Genomic DNA, 14,623 nt, shown 5'->3' with positions numbered 1-14,623 from the left:
CCTGGGGCAAGCCAGGCACCACCTGGCAACCCCCGATGGCCAGGCACCCTTTGACGGCGTGAATGGCGGACAGGATCGAACCGTCCTCGCCGTGGTCACGCACGTAGAACTGGTTGCCGTAGCGGGTCTGGAGCTCCACCCAGAAGGTTCTGGGCATCAGCGCGAACAGGGCCTCGCCAACGTTGAAGTTGAGCAGGTTGCCGCCACGGGGATCGGCGACCAGCAGCAGGCTGCGCTCGTCCAGGTCCCAGAATCCTTTGACCGCCAGGCCGGGGGTGCGTTCGTACTGGGTCAGGACCCGTAGCTTCCAGCCGCTGGTGGCTTCGAAGCTCTCCAGCTCGGCCTCCAGCTGCCCCCGTTCGCCATCGGTGAGGGCTTTGGCCAGGTCGATCACCGGGGTGGGGTGATCGGGAAGCAGCTGGGGGTTGTCTGCGGCGTGGGCGGCAGCCCCCAGCCCCGGCAGCAGCCAGGTCATCAGCACCAAGGTGAGGGTGGCCAGGCTGGCCCCCAGCCCCCTGCGCCAGCCCCTTCCCGGGCCATCGCGTGTCGCTCCCATGGCTGTCCCTGCCGCTGTCGCCTTCGCCATCGCTCGTGCTCCCATCGGTCAGCATTCTCACCGAGTCACCCTGACGCCGCGTGCAGACCCCCCATTCCGGCTCCCCGGCTGTTCCTGAGTGGCTGAGCCAGCGACTGCAGGCCGCCGGTGGCTCAGTGCCGTTTCTCGACTACATGCAGTGGGTCCTGCATGATCCCGAGCATGGGGCCTACGGGAGCGGCCGGTTGGCGATCGGGCCCCGGGGGGACTTCGCCACCGCCCCCTCCCTGGGGCCGGAGTTCGCCCAGCTGCTCGCCCCCCAGCTGGCCCAGTGGCTGGCCCTGCTGCCGGCTGGCGCCCCCCTGGCCCTGGTGGAGACCGGTCCGGGGGAGGGCCAGCTGGCCCAGCAGCTGGCCGAGGCGCTCCAGGCCGGCTGGCCCGAGCTGGCCAGGCGTACCGAACTGGTGCTGGTGGAGCCGAACGCCGGCATGGCCCAGCGGCAACGGCAGCGCCTCCGTGCCTGCCCGTTACCGGTGCGCTGGATCGATTTCGAAAGCCTGGCCAGTGCCCCACGGCAGGGTGTGGTGCTGGCCCACGAAGTGCTCGATGCCCTGGCCATCGAGCGCATCGAGCGCCGGGACGACCAGTGGTGCCGCCAGCGGGTCGGTCTGCGGGGGGACAGCCTGAGCCTGGAGGCCGCCGAGCCACTCCACGGGCCCGTGCTCAAGCAACTGGAAGGGCTCGGCCTGCTGCCCCTGGATGGGAGCCGGCCGCCGGGCTGGTGCACCGAGCTCCACCCCGGGCTGAAACCCTGGCTGACCGCCTGCGGCGAGGCGCTGGGCGAAGGGTGGTTGCTGGTGATCGATTACGCCCATGAGGCCCGTCGCTATTACGCGCCCCAGCGCTCCGCCGGCACCCTGATGGCCTACCGGCACCAGCGGGCCAGCGGCGACCCGCTGCAGGAGCCGGGTATGTGGGACCTGACGGCCCATCTCTGTCTCGAAACCCTGGAGGCGGCGGCCCGGGCCGCCGCCTGGAAGCCCCTGGGCGGCTGCCGGCAGGGAGAGGCCCTGCTGGCACTCGGTCTGGCCCAGCGCCTGCATGGGCTGCAGCAGCAACCCTCGTCACGGTTGGGGGAGCTGTTGCAAAGGCGTGAAAACCTGCTTCGGCTCGTGGATCCCGCCGGGTTGGGTGAGTTCCGCTGGTTGGCCTTCCACCGGGGCCCAACGGAATCGTGGCCGTCGTCGAGGCCTCAGCCAGCGCCCCTGTTTCTCAGCCAGCCGCCGGTCTGAGGGGGCTCAGAACCAGTCGGACTGGGCGTCCTCCCGGGGATTGACGTAGGCGTGGGGGGTCGTGCGGCGGAACTCCATGGTGATGCTGCGCTTCTGCTCACCATCGGCGGCCAGGGCCTCGATCGGATACAGCTGCTGACCATCCCGGAAGGGAACCTGGAGCCGGAAGGTTCCATCCGGGGACAGGGGAATCTCCTCACCGCCGATGGTCAGGCGGGCGGAGGGATCGGTGGCCCCGTAGACAATCAGTTCGGCATCGGCCACCAGCCAGAAGGAACGCTGGCGAGCGGCCACACCGCCGATGCCGGAGCCGCTGCGGCCGGAGGCCCAGGGGCCCGCACCGGAGTCGGAGAAGTCGCCGCTGCCCTGGAGGCCGATGGCGGAGTCGATCTCATGGAAGGCCTCGGAGCCGCGGCCCAGGCGGCGCCAGGGGCTTGTGGCGCTCTGGTAGAGGCGCTCGTGCAGGTCGTTGATGATCTCCCTGGCCGGGGCAGCGGCGGAGGTGCCGTCGACCGCCGGTGGCAGGGAGAAGGCGACGAAGGGGTCGGGCATGCTGATGGCCGGGCTGTCCAGAACGGGGACGTGGGCCGTGGCGGAGAACGCCAGGGAAATCCAGCCGCCGCTGCCGCCCTTGCGGAAGCCCAGCTCGACTCTGTAGTCGCGCCCGGAGAGGGGCACCGGCAGGTACCACTCGGTGGCCTGGCTATCGACCACCACTTCCTGGAGGGTGTGGGGATGGCTGGAGCCACCGTCGAGTCCAGTCACGTCGGCGACACGCAGGCACAGCTGGGTGGCGCCATCGGCCTGGGACCGGCTCCGGTCGGCCGGGTTGATCGACCAACGCACCTGGGACCACTGGGGATCACGGGGCAGGAACGCCACCCAGGAGGATTCTCCGCCGCCGTCGCTCGGCGGCGCCACGGGGGCGCTGGCGGCGGGGCTGGTCGGTGAGGATGCCGCAGGGGAGGGGGCCTCGGCGGGAGATGACGAAGGACCGGCCGTCTCCTGGCGGCTCCCCAGCCCGATGGTCCTGGCCAGGGCGCCGAGTCGTCGCAGGGGCTGGCTCAGAAAGGTGGTGAACCGGCTGGGACGACTGCTCATGGGCCGTGGGGAATAAAAACCTTCCGGTGATGGTCCCCGATCTGGGGGGCTCCCGCCTTCCCTGTCAGCGAAAGACCACGATCGAAGCCGGAGACGGCGGGCCTTACACGGTCAGCACAGCCCTGATCGTGGCCGGATCGACATCGTCGCGGATGGTGACCGATCCCACGCCGGTGGGCAGCACGAAGCGCACCTTTCCCTGGCGCACCTTCTTGTCCGCCTGCAGGGAGGTCAGCACGGCCTCGGGATCGAGGGCCGGCCAGCCCATGGGCAGTCCGGCGGCCGCCACCAGCCGGCGCTGCCGGTCCTGATCCGCCTGACTCCACAGTCCCATCGCCACGGCGATGTCCCCGGCGGCCACCATGCCCAGACCCACGGCCTCGCCGTGCAGCCAGGTGCCGTAGCCGCTGAGGTTCTCCACCGCATGGCCCAGCGTGTGGCCGTAGTTGAGGATGGCCCGCAGGCCCCCTTCCCGCTCGTCGGCGGCCACCACCCGGGCCTTGGCGGCGGCGGAGCGCTCCAGCAGGCCCTGCAGCAGCTCGGGCCCGATGGCTTCGCGGCTGGCCAGGCCGCCCAGGGGATCACGCAAGGCGGCCTGTTCCAGTTCGTTGAACAGCTGGTCATCCCCGATGACGGCGTACTTGATCACCTCGGCCATGCCGGCGCGGAACTCCCGTTCCGGCAGGGTGGCCAGGACCCGCGGGTCGATCAGCACCAGCTTCGGCTGGTGGAAGGCGCCGATCAGATTCTTGCCGCCTGGATGGTTCACGCCGGTCTTGCCGCCGATGGCGGCATCCACCATGGCCAGCAGGGTGGTGGGCACCTGCACCACGGCGATGCCCCGCAGCCAGGTGGCGGCGGCGAAGCCGGCCATGTCCCCCACCACACCGCCGCCGAGGGCGACGATCAGGGAGCTCCGCTCCAGGCGATGGGCGAAGGCGGCGTCATGGATGGCGGCCACGGTGGCCGGGGTCTTGTGCTCCTCCCCGGCCTCCAGCACCAGGCTCCGCACGGCGAAGCCGCTGGACTCAAGACCCGTCAGCGCTTCAGCACCATGGAATCCCTGCACCTCCGGGTTGGTCACCACCAGCACCCGGGTGCCGCTCTGGAAGCCCCGCTCGATCAGGAAGGAGCCCAGGCGGCCGAGCAGGCCCTCACCGATCAGGATCGGATAGGGATCGGCGGCCAGGGACACCGTGATGGTGCGGTGGTCCTGCGGCACGGACGGTTCATCAAGGGTGGGCTGAGGCTAGGCCGGTGCGGTCTGGCTTCCGACCACGGCCAGCACCGCCTCGCCATAGCTGGCGAGCTTGGCCGTACCGATGCCGGTGATGCCGGCCAGCTCGTCCAGGGCGGTGGGACGGCGTTCGGCGATGGCGATCAGGGTGCGGTCATGGAAGACCACGTAGGGCGGCAGCCCCTGCTGGCGGGCCTGCTCCAGCCGCCAGGCCTTCAGGGCCGCCAGGAGCCCTGGATCAACGGTGTCCGCTCCGGCAGCGGGCCCCGCTCCTGCCCCACCCCCGCCCGCCGCACCGCGACGGTCCTTCGCTGCCGACGGCAGACGCATGTCCAGGCGGGTCTCGCCACGCAGCAGGGGTCTCACCAGGGCGTCATCACCGAACTGGAGGCCCCCATGGCCATCGGCGGCGGCCACCAGGTAACCCCTGGCGCTGAGCTGGCGGAACAGGCTGCGCCACTGGCCCCGATCCAGTTCCTTGCCGATGCCGTGCACCCCCAGCTGGTCGTGGCCGAGGCTGCGGATCCGGGCCGTGTCCCCGCCCAGCAGCACGTCCACCAGGTGGGCGGCGCCGAAACGCCCCCCGGTGCGGTAAACAGCGGAGAGGGCCTTGCGGGCCGGCTCGGTCACATCCGTTCCCTGGTTCGGCTCCAGGCAGACGTCGCAGTTGCCGCAGTCGCTGCCGTCCGCTTCGCCCAGGTAGCGGAGCAGGATCCGCCGGCGGCAGCTGGAGGCCTCGGCGAAGCCGATCAGGGCATTGAGGCGGCCGTGCTCGATCCGCTTCTGGGCCGGATCGGCATCGGAGTCGTCGATGAAGCGACGTAACGGCGGCACGTCCCCGGAGCCGTGCACCATCCAGGCGATGGCGGGCAGGCCATCCCGGCCCGCCCGGCCCGTCTCCTGGTAGTAGGCCTCCAGGCTCTTGGGCAGGTCCACATGGGCGACGAAGCGCACGTCCGGCTTGTCGATGCCCATGCCGAAGGCGATGGTGGCCACCACAACCACGCCGCTGCCGAGCCGGAATCGCTCCAGGGCGGCGCTGCGCCGTTCAGGCGAGAGCCCGGCGTGGTAAGGCAGGGCGTCGTGGCCAGCGGCCTTCAGGGTGCTGGCGAACTCCTCCACCCGCTTGCGGGAGCGGGCGTAGACGATCCCGGAATGACCCTGCTGGTTGGCCACGAAGTCGAGGAGCTGCCGCCGGGGCTCGGTCTTGTCCCGCAGCAGATAGCGGATGTTGGGCCGATCGAAGCTGTCGATGAAGGTCGCCGCCTGTTCCAGGCCCAGGCGCGCCACGATCTCGGCCCGGGTGCGGGGATCGGCCGTGGCCGTCAGGGCGATACGGGGAATCGCGGCGAAGCGTTCGGCGAGCACCGCCAGCTGCAGATACTCGGGCCGGAAATCATGGCCCCACTGGGAGACGCAGTGGGCCTCATCGATGGCGAACAGGGCCAGGGGCAGATCGGCGAGCCGCTCGATCAGATCACCGTTCAGCAGCCGCTCCGGCGAGACGTAAAGCAGATCCAGCTGGCCGGCCTGGAGCTCCCGCCAGGTGGTCGACGCCGCATCGGCGCTTTCGGCCGAATGCAGGGCGGCCGCCCGCACGCCGGCCTGCCGCAGGGCCCCCACCTGGTCCTGCATCAGGGCGATCAGGGGCGACACCACCACCGCGGTGCCAGACCGGCAGAGGGCCGGGATCTGATAGCAAAGCGACTTGCCGCCACCGGTGGGCATCAGCACCAGGGCCGAGCCCCCCGCGCAGACGTGTTCGACGATGGCGGCCTGGGGGCCGCGGAAGGCGTCGTAGCCGAAGACCTCCCGCAGCACCTGCTTCGGCGTCGGCGTCATGGGGAACGGGGATCGGGCGGCACCGGGGGGCTCCTGCCACGGTTCCGATTGTGCATCGCCCCGGCTCCGGCAGGATGCACCCATGGCCCCACCCACCCCCGCCGCATCGGCAGCGACCCGCTCCGCCTGGGCGTTCCTGACCCCCGCCCTGGTGCTGCTCGCCGTGTCGGTGCTGATCCCGGCAGCGATGGCCCTGGTGATCAGCTTCACCCGCACGGGGCTGGATGTGAGCGAGCCGCTCACTTTCGTCGGCCTGGCCAACTTCCGCCGGCTGGTGGCGGATCCGATGCTGCTGCGCGTCACCGGCACCACCTTTCTCTACCTGGTGGGGGTGGTGCCCCCGATCGTGCTCGGATCCCTGGCGCTGGCGGTGCTGGTCAACCGTCAGCTGCCGGGCATCCACTGGTTCCGCGGCGCCTTCTACACCCCGGTCCTGGTGTCCCTGGTGGTGGCGGCGATCGCCTTCCGCTGGCTCTACGCCGAGAACGGCCTGGTCAACGGCTGGCTCGCGGCCCTGCTGGGAGATCGCTTCACGCCGATCGGCTTTCTCACCTCCACCGGCCTGGCCCTGCCCTCGGTGATGCTGGTCACCCTCTGGAAAGGCCTCGGCTACTACATGGTCATCTTCGTGGCCGGCCTGCAGGGGATCTCCGCCGATCTCTACGAGGCGGCAGCCCTGGATGGCAGCGAGGGCTGGCGTCGCCACCTGGACATCACCCTGCCCCTGCTGAGGCCCTACATCACCCTGGTGGCGGTGATCTCGGCCATCGGGGCCACCAAGGTGTTCGAGGAGGTCTTCCTGATGACCCAGGGCGGGCCGGCCGACAGCACCCGCACGATCGTCTATTACGTCTACGACCAGGCTTTTTCGGAGCTGGAGATCAGCTACGCCTGCACCGTCGGCCTGGCCCTGTTTCTGATCGTGCTGCTGCTCAGCCTGGTCCGCTATGCCTTCGCCGCCGAGAACCCTCTGCAGTGAGGACCCGCCTGGGCCTTGACGCCCTGGTGGCAGGCTGGTCCCCGGTTCGAACGACCTCGCAGGGTGCAGACCATCCCTGACACCGATCCCCAGACGGAACCCGCTGCGATCGATGCCATCGGCATCGTGGGGGGCGGCCAACTGGCCTGGATGCTGGCCCAGGCCGCCCGGGACCTCGGCGTCGCCCTGCATGTGCAGACCCCCGGCGCCGACGATCCTGCGACCCGCGAAGCGGCCAGTGTGGTTCTGGCCGCCATCGATGACGTGGCCGCCACCCGGGAGCTGGCCAGCCGCTGCCGCGCCATCAGCTTTGAAAACGAGTGGATTCCCCTGGAGGCCCTGCAGGCGCTCGAGGGTCCTGGTCTCCAGTTCCTGCCCGGACTCGAGGCGCTGCGTCCCCTGGTGAGCAAGGCGGGGCAGCGGCGACTGCTGGGCGACCTGCACCTGCCGGCCCCCCGCTGGTTCCCCCTGGCCGATGTGTTCCAGCCCGTCGCCCCCGGCCCGGCGTATGGGGGGCAGACCATCGTGCCGGTGAGCCAGCCGAGCCCCTCTCTGTCCCCAGCGGCTCCCCGCCTTCCCGAGGGCTTCGCTTTCCCGATGATGGCCAAGGCCAGCCGCGGGGGCTACGACGGCCGGGGCACGGTGCCCCTGGCCGACCTGGCCGCCCTCGAGGAGCTGCTCGCCACGGTCGACGCCGACGACTGGATTCTCGAGGAGCTGGTGCGCTTCGAGCAGGAACTGGCCCTGGTGGCCTGCCGCGACCGGCACGGCACGGTGGCTTGCTACCCCCTGGTGCAGACGCACCAGCACCGACGCGTTTGCGACTGGGTGCTCTTCCCCGCGCCGGTGGATCACCGGGTCGAGGTGTTCGCCCGCAACGTGGCCGCCTCTGTGCTCACCGCCCTCGATTATGTGGGCGTATTGTCGATCGAGTTCTTCTACGGGCCTTCGGGTCTGCAGGTCAACGAGCTGGCGCCCCGCACCCACAACTCCGGCCACCTGACGATCGAGGCCTGCCGCACCAGCCAGTTCTCCCAGCAGGTGCGCATCGTCGCCGGACTGCCGATGGGCGCCACCGACGCCGTGGTGCCCGGTGCCCTGATGGTCAACCTGCTCGCCCCGGAGGGTGGCGATGCCGACCAGCTGGAGCGGCGCCTGGCCCTGGAGGCGCTCCCAGGCGCCCACCTGCACTGGTACGGCAAGCAGGGGGGCGGGGCCGGCCGCAAGCTGGGCCACCTCACCCTGCTGCTTGAGGGCCGCACGGACACCGAGCGTGAACGGGACAAAGAGCGGCGGCTGGCGGAGGTGCGCGCCATCTGGCCGCTGCCCGGTTCTGCCACTTAGGATGGTTCCGGACTGCCGTGTTGGTGACTGCCTTTCACAGTTTTCTGATCTGACTCCCTTTCGACGCGGGGAGTCTTCAGCGACGGCAACGTATACCGGCCTCACGGCCGGAAACGAAGCCCCGCCCCTGACTCCCCACCTGGTTCATCCAGGTCGAACACTGGGGCAAGACGGCACGGCGGTCCACCCTTTTCTCACCTTCCGATGGCGCCCGGCCCGCCATGCTGGTGGCACGTCCATCCGCCGCCGTGATCAGCGAGCTTCCGAGCTTCCAGTCGTCGTTCGAGCGCCTCCTGGCCCGCGCCCCGGGCCCCGTCTTTCCCCGCGCCCGGGCGCTTTATCTGCAGAAGTACCCCCTGGAAGGGGAGAGCCAGGGCGACTTCCGCACCTTTCTGCTGGAGGAGGAGATCCAGGAGAGTCCGGCCGGTGCCGTGCGGATTCGGGCCCTGGCCCTGGCTGTCGTGGCCTGGGGCCAGCCCTGCTTCGATGCGGCCGCTGCGGCCGCCTACCTCGAGCGACGCTGGGGGCTGCATCCCCACGATCTGCAGGAGGTGGAAGGGGCGAGCTGGTTCCGGGAGGCCGGCGCCTACGGCCGCTTCTGCACCCCGGCGGTCTACGAGCGGGTCGCCCCCACCAGCTTGCTCAGCGCGTCAGCCGATCCAGGGCCTCCTGCAGCTGATCCCGGCTCAGGCGCGTGACCACAAAGACCTCCTGAGCCGTGCTGCCCCTGCGGGCCAGCAGCTTGTGGCCGCCGGTGATCGGGCTCGACACCCGCAGCCGCAGACCGATGCTGCGGCCCTTCACCCGTGTGATGACCGCCGGGGTGATCGTGTCGATGTCCGGCAGGGTGGCCAGCCGCCGCAACAGCGGGATGAGCCCCTCCACGTAAGTGCTGTGGGTGATCACAAGCCGGGCCATGGCCTTTCCTCAGCCCTGGCCCAGCGGTGCCATGGTCAACCCCTCGGCGCTGAGCAGCTGGTGGTAGAGCTCCCCCTGCTCCAGGGGCCCGCTCCAGACCACCGCCGATCCTTCCCCATCGATCCGGTGGGCCAGATTCCAGGCCTGATCGGGCTGCATGCCCGGCAGGTGCCGCACCAGGGCCTCCACCACGTGCTGGAACGTGTTGACGTCATCGTCAAGGACGATGACATTCACGTTGGGATAGCGCTCCTGGAGGCGCTGCCCCGCCTGGGCGGGACTTCTGGATGGAGCGACGACCATGGGGCCTTCAGCGGCTGCCGGTCACCAGCGTAGGTAACATGCGCTCACCCTTGAATCGGGCTCGATGCTGATCACCCTTGGTTGGTCCGCCCTGGCGGCCATCTTCACCTTCTCGATCGCCATGGTGGTGTGGGGCCGCAACGGTGACAACAGCATCGGTTTCTGATCTGGCTTTCCCCACCACCACCCTGCTGGCGGGTCTGGCCTCCGCCCTGCTCCTGTTCGTGAGCGTGGGCGTCATCTACCTGTCCACCGTCGAATGGCGTGACCGGCGCCGTCGTCGCTCCACCGAAGGCCGCTCCCGCCCCTGAGGCCCTGGGCTGGCCCCGGTTCAGCCATGGCGGTTTGTCCGGGGAATCACGGCGGCCGCCCATCACCCACCGAGGCCGAACCCTGTCGGCGTTTGCATGAGCCGTCCGTTCGATCGTCTCCGACGTTCTCTGGTGGCACCGGCCCTGCCACGGCTGCCGCTCCCCCCGCTGCCGGCCACCACGGCCACGCTGCTGTTGCTGTTGCTGCTGCCCGGCCTGGCCCTGTGGCGCTGGCCCAGGCCCAGGGCCCAGGGGCTGGAGCAGCTCATGGCGGCGAGCAGCCTGCTGCAGAGCTTTGCCGCCAGTCCGGATAGGCCCGTGCCGGCCCTCTGGCGTGAGCGTTTCGGCGCCACCCCGGCCACCCGGCTGTGGCGCGAGCAACGCCGCACCTGGTGGCAGTTCTGGGGCCCCCATGCCGACGGGGGGGCTTACCTGGCTGTCCAGGACAACGCCGGCTCCCAGCGCCCCCTGCCCGCCAATGGTCTGCGGGTGGGGAATCTGCTGGTGGTGGCGCCGGATGCCCTCTCACGCCGCCTGCTCCAGGACCAGCTGCGGCCCGATCAGCGGGCCGGGCGCGGTCTGTACAGCGCCTGTTTGCCCAGGCTGGAGAGCGGTCAGGGGGTGTTCTGGAATGCCTCCGGCCTCGGGGCGCTGGTGGGGCCCCTGGCCCCGCTGCTGGAGGCCTACCAGGAGGGTTGCCTGTCCCTGTCGCTGGAGTCCTCCGAGCTGCGCTGGCGGGGCGAGGCCACCGACCGTGCCGCGACGGCGGGTCCGGCCCGATCCGTCCGTGCCCCGGACGTCCCGGCGTCTTCCCTGCCACCCCTGCCGCCCGACCTGCTGCTGGAACTCCAGGGATCCTCCCTGGAGCAGCTGTTCCGCGGCTTGCTGTCGCGGCAGCTGATCCGGGATCCCCTGGCGGCGCGCTACGGCATCGACACCAAAGGCCTGGCCCTGCTGCGCCGTTCCCCGTTCCGGCTGCGGCTCCAGCCCCAGGCCAGTGGCCCCTTCCAGGCCTCGCTCGAGCTCCAGGTGGCGGTTGGGCGCGACCGCCAGGCCTGGCGAGACCTGTTGCTCGGCCTGGGCCGTTCCCTGCAGGCCCAGGCCCTGCAGGACCTGCCAGGCGCCAGCCCGTCGTCCCAGGCGCAGGCGGCGACCTGGCGCCGGGAGGATGGTGTGGTGCTGGGGGGATGGCGCTGGATCGGGGACAGCGGGCCCACACCCCAGCTTCTGTTGTTCCTCGGTCCGGTTCCGTCCCGTTGGCAGACCATGACCACCACGGGTGTTCAGGCGCCCGGCCCAGGTTCGCTGTGGTTGCGGGTGCGCCCCCAGGGCCTGGATCAGCTGGGCCTGCTGCCCGAACCGCTGCCGGATCTGGTGCGTCGCGCCGACCAGCTGGCGATGGAGGCCGCCCCCGGTGCCGGTGGGGTCAGCTGGCTGAGGGGACGCCTTCAGGTGATCCCGTGATCTCCTGCCGTTCGCGCCGGCGCCGCTCGGCGGCCACGGTTTCCTCCATGAGCTCGACGGCCATGGACATCTTCTCCAGGTTGCTGGCGTAGAGGGAGAGGTCCTTGTCGAGACGGTCCCGCAGCAGGCCGATCGAGGCGCCGATGTCGTGGGCGAGCTGGCGCAGGGCCTGGGGTTCCATGGCGTCGTCCGCGAGGGCCTGCTCCAGCAAAGCGAGCAGGCCGACGGCCATCAGGCGTGAGTAATGGAAATCCGGCCGACGGATGCTGGCCAGGGCCGTGGCCACCGGCGCCGGTGCCCCTTCCCCCTGGGCTTCGATCCACTGACGCACCTCCTGCTGGCTGTGGCGCCCCATGGCGGCGAGGGCCTCAACGCACTGGCGGCGCAGGTCAGGACCGTCATAGCCGGAGGAGGCGCACAGGGCCTCAAACAGGGGTCCCTTCTGCTCCTCGGGCCGGTAGCCGCGGGCAAAGCCGTCGAACACCTGAACGAGACCAACGGCGAACAGGGGATCCGTCTGGAAGCCCTTCTGGCGGCTGAGCAGGTGGAGCTCCACCAGCAATTCGTCGACCATGCGCCGGTAGAGGGGACCGATGACATGGGGGAAGGCGCCATGGAAGGCACGCTTGCTGTCGGCGACGGTGAGAGCAGCGCTCACGCGGTTGGATTCTTCGTTGCTGCGACCATAGCGCTGCAGGCACTCGACCCGATCGGCGGCTGGGTAGGATCGTTTCAATCGTCTGTCTGGAGCCCATGATCCCGATCGTCATCGAGGAGTCGGGTCGCGGTGAAAGAGCCTTCGACATCTATTCCCGCCTGCTGCGGGAGAGGATCATCTTCCTCGGGGAACCGGTGACTGCAGAATCCGCCAACCGTGTGGTGGCCCAGTTGCTGTTTCTGGAAGCGGAAGATCCCGAGAAGGATATCTTCCTCTATGTCAATTCTCCAGGGGGTTCGGTTTACGACGGGCTCGGCATTTTCGACACCATGCAGCACATCAAACCCGATGTGCAGACCGTCTGTGTGGGCCTCGCGGCCAGCATGGGGGCCTTTCTTCTCTGTGCCGGAGCCAAGGGCAAGCGCAGCAGCCTGACCCACTCCCGGATCATGATCCACCAGCCCCTGGGGGGGGCCCGCGGCCAGGCCAGCGACATCCGCATCCAGGCCGACGAGATCCTCTATCTCAAGGACAAGCTCAACCGGGAGCTGGCCAGCCGCACCGGACGGGATCTCGAGCAGATCCAGATCGACACCGACCGGGACTTCTTCATGTCCCCGGCCGAAGCGATGGCCTATGGCCTCATCGACAAGGTGATCGAAAAGCGTCCCATCCGTCCGGTCTGAAGCGGAACGGCTGTCAAGGCCTGCGATTGCAGGCCTTTCCCATGACTGGTGTCAGGATGGTTCCCGGCTTCAGGTGGCCTCAGCCGGATCCGCGACGGCCACGTCCTGATGGTTGGCGGACGCCAGATCCGCCGCCGTGAGCAGGGGTGAGAAACGGTCCTTGTCGGGAATGGCGGCGAACTCCGAGACGATCAGGCGGAACTCATCGCCATCGAGACTTTCCTTCTCGATCAGCAGCTCCACCAGGCGGTCCATGCAGGCGCGATGCTCGGCCACCAACTTGACGGTGTCGGTGTAGCAGCTCTGAACGATGTGACGCACGGCCCCATCGATCTTGTGGGCGATGGCATCGGACACGTCACTGCGGGTCATCAGATCGCGGCCCAGGAACACCTCCTGATTGCCGGCCTCCAGGGACATCGGTCCCAGTTCACTCATGCCGAAGCGGGTGACCATCTGCCGAGCCATCGAGGCCACCTGCTGGATGTCACCGCCCGCACCGGTGGTGACCTCCGAGTGGCCGAACACCACATCTTCGGCCGCCCGGCCCCCCAGGGCCCCCATGATCCGGGCCCGCAGCTGGGCCCGGCTCACCAGCATCTGCTCCTCGTCGGGGGCGAACCAGGTGAGTCCCTGGGCCTGTCCCCGGGGAATCAGGGTGACCTTCTGGACGGGGTCGTGCTGCTTGACCAGGGTGCCCACCAGGGCGTGGCCCACCTCGTGATAGGCGATCAGACGTTTGCTGCGGCCATCGGTGAGGGGTTTGCCCTCCATGCCGGCGATGATCCGGTCGACGGCGTCGTCGATCTCGGCCAGGCCGGTGGCCTCCTTGCGACGGCGCGCCGTGAGGATCGCCGCCTCATTGAGCAGGTTGGCCAGGTCGGCGCCGGTGAAGCCGGGGGTGCGGCGGGCAATCATCTCGAGGGAGACATCCTCGGCCAGCTTCTTGTTGCGGCTGTGCACCTTGAGGATCGACAGCCGACCCTTGATGTCGGGGGCATCCACCTGGACCTGGCGATCGAAACGGCCGGGACGCATCAGGGCCGAATCAAGAACATCGGGACGGTTGGTGGCCGCGATGATGATGATGCCGCTGTTGCCCTCGAAACCATCCATCTCGGTGAGCAGCTGGTTGAGGGTCTGCTCGCGCTCGTCGTTGCCGCCGCCGATGCCGGCACCACGCTGCCGTCCGACGGCATCGATCTCATCGATGAAAATCAGGCAGGGGCTGTTCTCCTTGGCCCGCTTGAACAGGTCGCGGACGCGGCTGGCCCCCACACCCACAAACATCTCGACGAACTCCGAGCCCGACAGGGAGAAAAAGGGCACTCCGGCCTCGCCGGCGATGGCCTTGGCCAGCAGGGTCTTGCCGGTGCCGGGGGGGCCCACCAGCAGCACACCGCGGGGGATCTTGGCCCCCACGGAGGTGAACCGCTCCGGAGTCTTGAGGAAGGTGACCACTTCCTGCAGGTCCTGCTTGGCCTCCTCGACGCCGGCAACGTCATCGAACTTGACGCCGGTTTCCGCTTCCATGGCGAAGCGTGCCTTGGATTTGCCGAACTGCATCGCCTGGCCAGGTCCGCCGGGCATGCCCGAGGAGCGTCTGGCCAGGAAGATCAGCGAGCCGATCAGCAGCAGCGGGAACAGCAGGTTGCCCAGCAGGCCCAGGGCCGGCGGGGTCGCCTTGGGTGGGTGGACATCGAAGCTGATGCCCTGGTCCTTGAGCTTGTTGATCAGCTCGGGGGCGACCCCGGGCAGATCCACCCGCAGCCGTTGGACCCGGTTGTCGAGGTCGGGATCCACCGCTTCGATCACCGCGGTGCGGCCACCGTCGTAGATGTCGACCGCCGTCACACGGCCCGCTTCGACGTAATCAAGGAAGCGGCCATAACTCATGCGGGCCACAGCGGCATTGCGGGGCGCCGTGGTGTCACCGGTGGGCCCGGGCGCCAG

Annotated in this window: 15 protein-coding genes, 1 other RNA gene and 1 pseudogene; 9 read left to right on the top strand and 8 right to left on the bottom strand. The window is 69.4% G+C overall.

What is annotated here, in order from left to right; genetic code table 11:
- Positions 1-556 (bottom strand): annotated as a pseudogene (locus tag KBZ04_RS06410) (TPM domain-containing protein); the annotation flags it as partial.
- A gap of 80 nt (positions 557-636) precedes the next feature.
- On the opposite strand from KBZ04_RS06410, the gene KBZ04_RS06405 reads away from it, so the two are divergent.
- Positions 637-1,827, top strand: coding sequence for a class I SAM-dependent methyltransferase (locus KBZ04_RS06405; RefSeq protein ID WP_254991110.1), 1,191 nt, complete (start codon positions 637-639; stop codon positions 1,825-1,827).
- 6 nt (positions 1,828-1,833) lie between these two features.
- Here the strand turns inward: KBZ04_RS06405 and KBZ04_RS06400 are convergent, their stop codons facing one another.
- The 3 genes from KBZ04_RS06400 to recQ all read right to left on the bottom strand — a co-directional run bounded on the left by KBZ04_RS06400 (position 1,834) and on the right by recQ (position 6,007).
- Positions 1,834-2,928, bottom strand: coding sequence for a DUF4912 domain-containing protein (locus tag KBZ04_RS06400; RefSeq protein ID WP_254991109.1), 1,095 nt, complete (start codon positions 2,926-2,928; stop codon positions 1,834-1,836).
- Positions 2,929-3,031: 103 nt separating this feature from the next.
- Entirely contained in the window at positions 3,032-4,150 is a 1,119-nt protein-coding gene (aroB, locus tag KBZ04_RS06395) for a 3-dehydroquinate synthase (RefSeq protein WP_254991108.1), read from the bottom strand.
- A gap of 27 nt (positions 4,151-4,177) precedes the next feature.
- Positions 4,178-6,007 carry a DNA helicase RecQ gene (gene recQ, locus KBZ04_RS06390; protein WP_254991107.1) on the bottom strand — a complete coding sequence of 610 codons (1,830 nt, stop codon included), beginning with the start codon at positions 6,005-6,007 and terminating at the stop codon, positions 4,178-4,180.
- Positions 6,008-6,089: 82 nt separating this feature from the next.
- Here recQ and KBZ04_RS06385 point away from each other — a divergent pair, with 82 nt between their 5' ends.
- The 4 genes from KBZ04_RS06385 to KBZ04_RS06370 all read left to right on the top strand — a co-directional run bounded on the left by KBZ04_RS06385 (position 6,090) and on the right by KBZ04_RS06370 (position 9,028).
- On the top strand, positions 6,090-6,986 hold the full coding sequence (locus tag KBZ04_RS06385; RefSeq protein ID WP_254991106.1) for a carbohydrate ABC transporter permease: 897 nt from the start codon (positions 6,090-6,092) through the stop codon (positions 6,984-6,986).
- A 63-nt stretch (positions 6,987-7,049) separates the two neighbouring features.
- Positions 7,050-8,330 (top strand): 5-(carboxyamino)imidazole ribonucleotide synthase, encoded by a 1,281-nt coding sequence (locus KBZ04_RS06380; RefSeq protein WP_254991105.1) that lies wholly within the window; start codon positions 7,050-7,052, stop codon positions 8,328-8,330.
- A 6-nt stretch (positions 8,331-8,336) separates the two neighbouring features.
- Positions 8,337-8,519: non-coding RNA, 6S RNA (gene ssrS, locus KBZ04_RS06375), on the top strand.
- A 38-nt stretch (positions 8,520-8,557) separates the two neighbouring features.
- Positions 8,558-9,028: a hypothetical protein gene (locus KBZ04_RS06370; protein ID WP_254991104.1), complete on the top strand. Its 471-nt coding sequence runs from the start codon at positions 8,558-8,560 to the stop codon at positions 9,026-9,028.
- On the opposite strand, the gene KBZ04_RS06365 is transcribed toward KBZ04_RS06370, so the two are convergent.
- Positions 8,973-9,248, bottom strand: a complete 276-nt coding sequence (locus tag KBZ04_RS06365) for a DUF2103 domain-containing protein (protein ID WP_254991103.1) — start codon at positions 9,246-9,248, stop codon at positions 8,973-8,975. The two genes, KBZ04_RS06370 and KBZ04_RS06365, sit on opposite strands and share 56 nt — an antisense overlap.
- A 9-nt stretch (positions 9,249-9,257) precedes the next feature.
- Complete coding sequence (clpS, locus tag KBZ04_RS06360) at positions 9,258-9,551, bottom strand: ATP-dependent Clp protease adapter ClpS (protein WP_254991102.1); 294 nt, start codon at positions 9,549-9,551, stop codon at positions 9,258-9,260.
- 64 nt (positions 9,552-9,615) lie between these two features.
- Between clpS and petN the strand changes: the two genes are divergently transcribed.
- The 3 genes from petN (at position 9,616) to KBZ04_RS06345 (ending at position 11,326) form a co-directional block, all read left to right on the top strand.
- Positions 9,616-9,717: a cytochrome b6-f complex subunit PetN gene (gene petN, locus KBZ04_RS06355; protein ID WP_015108283.1), complete on the top strand. Its 102-nt coding sequence runs from the start codon at positions 9,616-9,618 to the stop codon at positions 9,715-9,717.
- Positions 9,695-9,862 carry a hypothetical protein gene (locus tag KBZ04_RS06350; RefSeq protein WP_254991101.1) on the top strand — a complete coding sequence of 56 codons (168 nt, stop codon included), beginning with the start codon at positions 9,695-9,697 and terminating at the stop codon, positions 9,860-9,862. The genes petN and KBZ04_RS06350 overlap by 23 nt, the downstream gene beginning before the upstream one ends.
- A 96-nt stretch (positions 9,863-9,958) precedes the next feature.
- Positions 9,959-11,326, top strand: a complete 1,368-nt coding sequence (locus tag KBZ04_RS06345) for a hypothetical protein (protein ID WP_254991099.1) — start codon at positions 9,959-9,961, stop codon at positions 11,324-11,326.
- Here the strand turns inward: KBZ04_RS06345 and psb29 are convergent.
- Positions 11,289-11,984: a photosystem II biogenesis protein Psp29 gene (psb29, locus tag KBZ04_RS06340; RefSeq protein WP_254991111.1), complete on the bottom strand. Its 696-nt coding sequence runs from the start codon at positions 11,982-11,984 to the stop codon at positions 11,289-11,291. The two genes, KBZ04_RS06345 and psb29, sit on opposite strands and share 38 nt — an antisense overlap.
- Positions 11,985-12,079: 95 nt before the next feature.
- Between psb29 and clpP the strand changes: the two genes are divergently transcribed.
- Positions 12,080-12,670 carry an ATP-dependent Clp endopeptidase proteolytic subunit ClpP gene (gene clpP / locus KBZ04_RS06335; RefSeq protein WP_216908779.1) on the top strand — a complete coding sequence of 197 codons (591 nt, stop codon included), beginning with the start codon at positions 12,080-12,082 and terminating at the stop codon, positions 12,668-12,670.
- Positions 12,671-12,739: 69 nt separating this feature from the next.
- On the opposite strand, the gene ftsH is transcribed toward clpP, so the two are convergent.
- On the bottom strand, positions 12,740-14,623 hold a 1,884-nt coding region (gene ftsH, locus KBZ04_RS06330), incomplete at its 5' end, for an ATP-dependent zinc metalloprotease FtsH (protein ID WP_254991097.1).

The sequence above is a fragment of the Cyanobium sp. N5-Cardenillas genome (assembly GCF_024345515.1).
Classification (GTDB): domain Bacteria; phylum Cyanobacteriota; class Cyanobacteriia; order PCC-6307; family Cyanobiaceae; genus Cyanobium.
The sequence above is the reverse complement of the archived record's forward strand: the minus strand, read 5'-3'. Positions and strand labels throughout refer to the sequence as shown.

Coding starts and splice junctions, on each gene's coding strand:
- KBZ04_RS06400 (WP_254991109.1), bottom strand. CDS start 2,928: ATGAGCAGTCGTCCCAGCCGGTTCACCACCTTTCTGAGCCAGCCCCTG.
- recQ (WP_254991107.1), bottom strand. CDS start 6,007: ATGACGCCGACGCCGAAGCAGGTGCTGCGGGAGGTCTTCGGCTACGAC.
- KBZ04_RS06385 (WP_254991106.1), top strand. CDS start 6,090: ATGGCCCCACCCACCCCCGCCGCATCGGCAGCGACCCGCTCCGCCTGG.
- KBZ04_RS06365 (WP_254991103.1), bottom strand. CDS start 9,248: ATGGCCCGGCTTGTGATCACCCACAGCACTTACGTGGAGGGGCTCATC.
- clpS (WP_254991102.1), bottom strand. CDS start 9,551: ATGGTCGTCGCTCCATCCAGAAGTCCCGCCCAGGCGGGGCAGCGCCTC.
- petN (WP_015108283.1), top strand. CDS start 9,616: ATGCTGATCACCCTTGGTTGGTCCGCCCTGGCGGCCATCTTCACCTTC.
- KBZ04_RS06345 (WP_254991099.1), top strand. CDS start 9,959: ATGAGCCGTCCGTTCGATCGTCTCCGACGTTCTCTGGTGGCACCGGCC.
- clpP (WP_216908779.1), top strand. CDS start 12,080: ATGATCCCGATCGTCATCGAGGAGTCGGGTCGCGGTGAAAGAGCCTTC.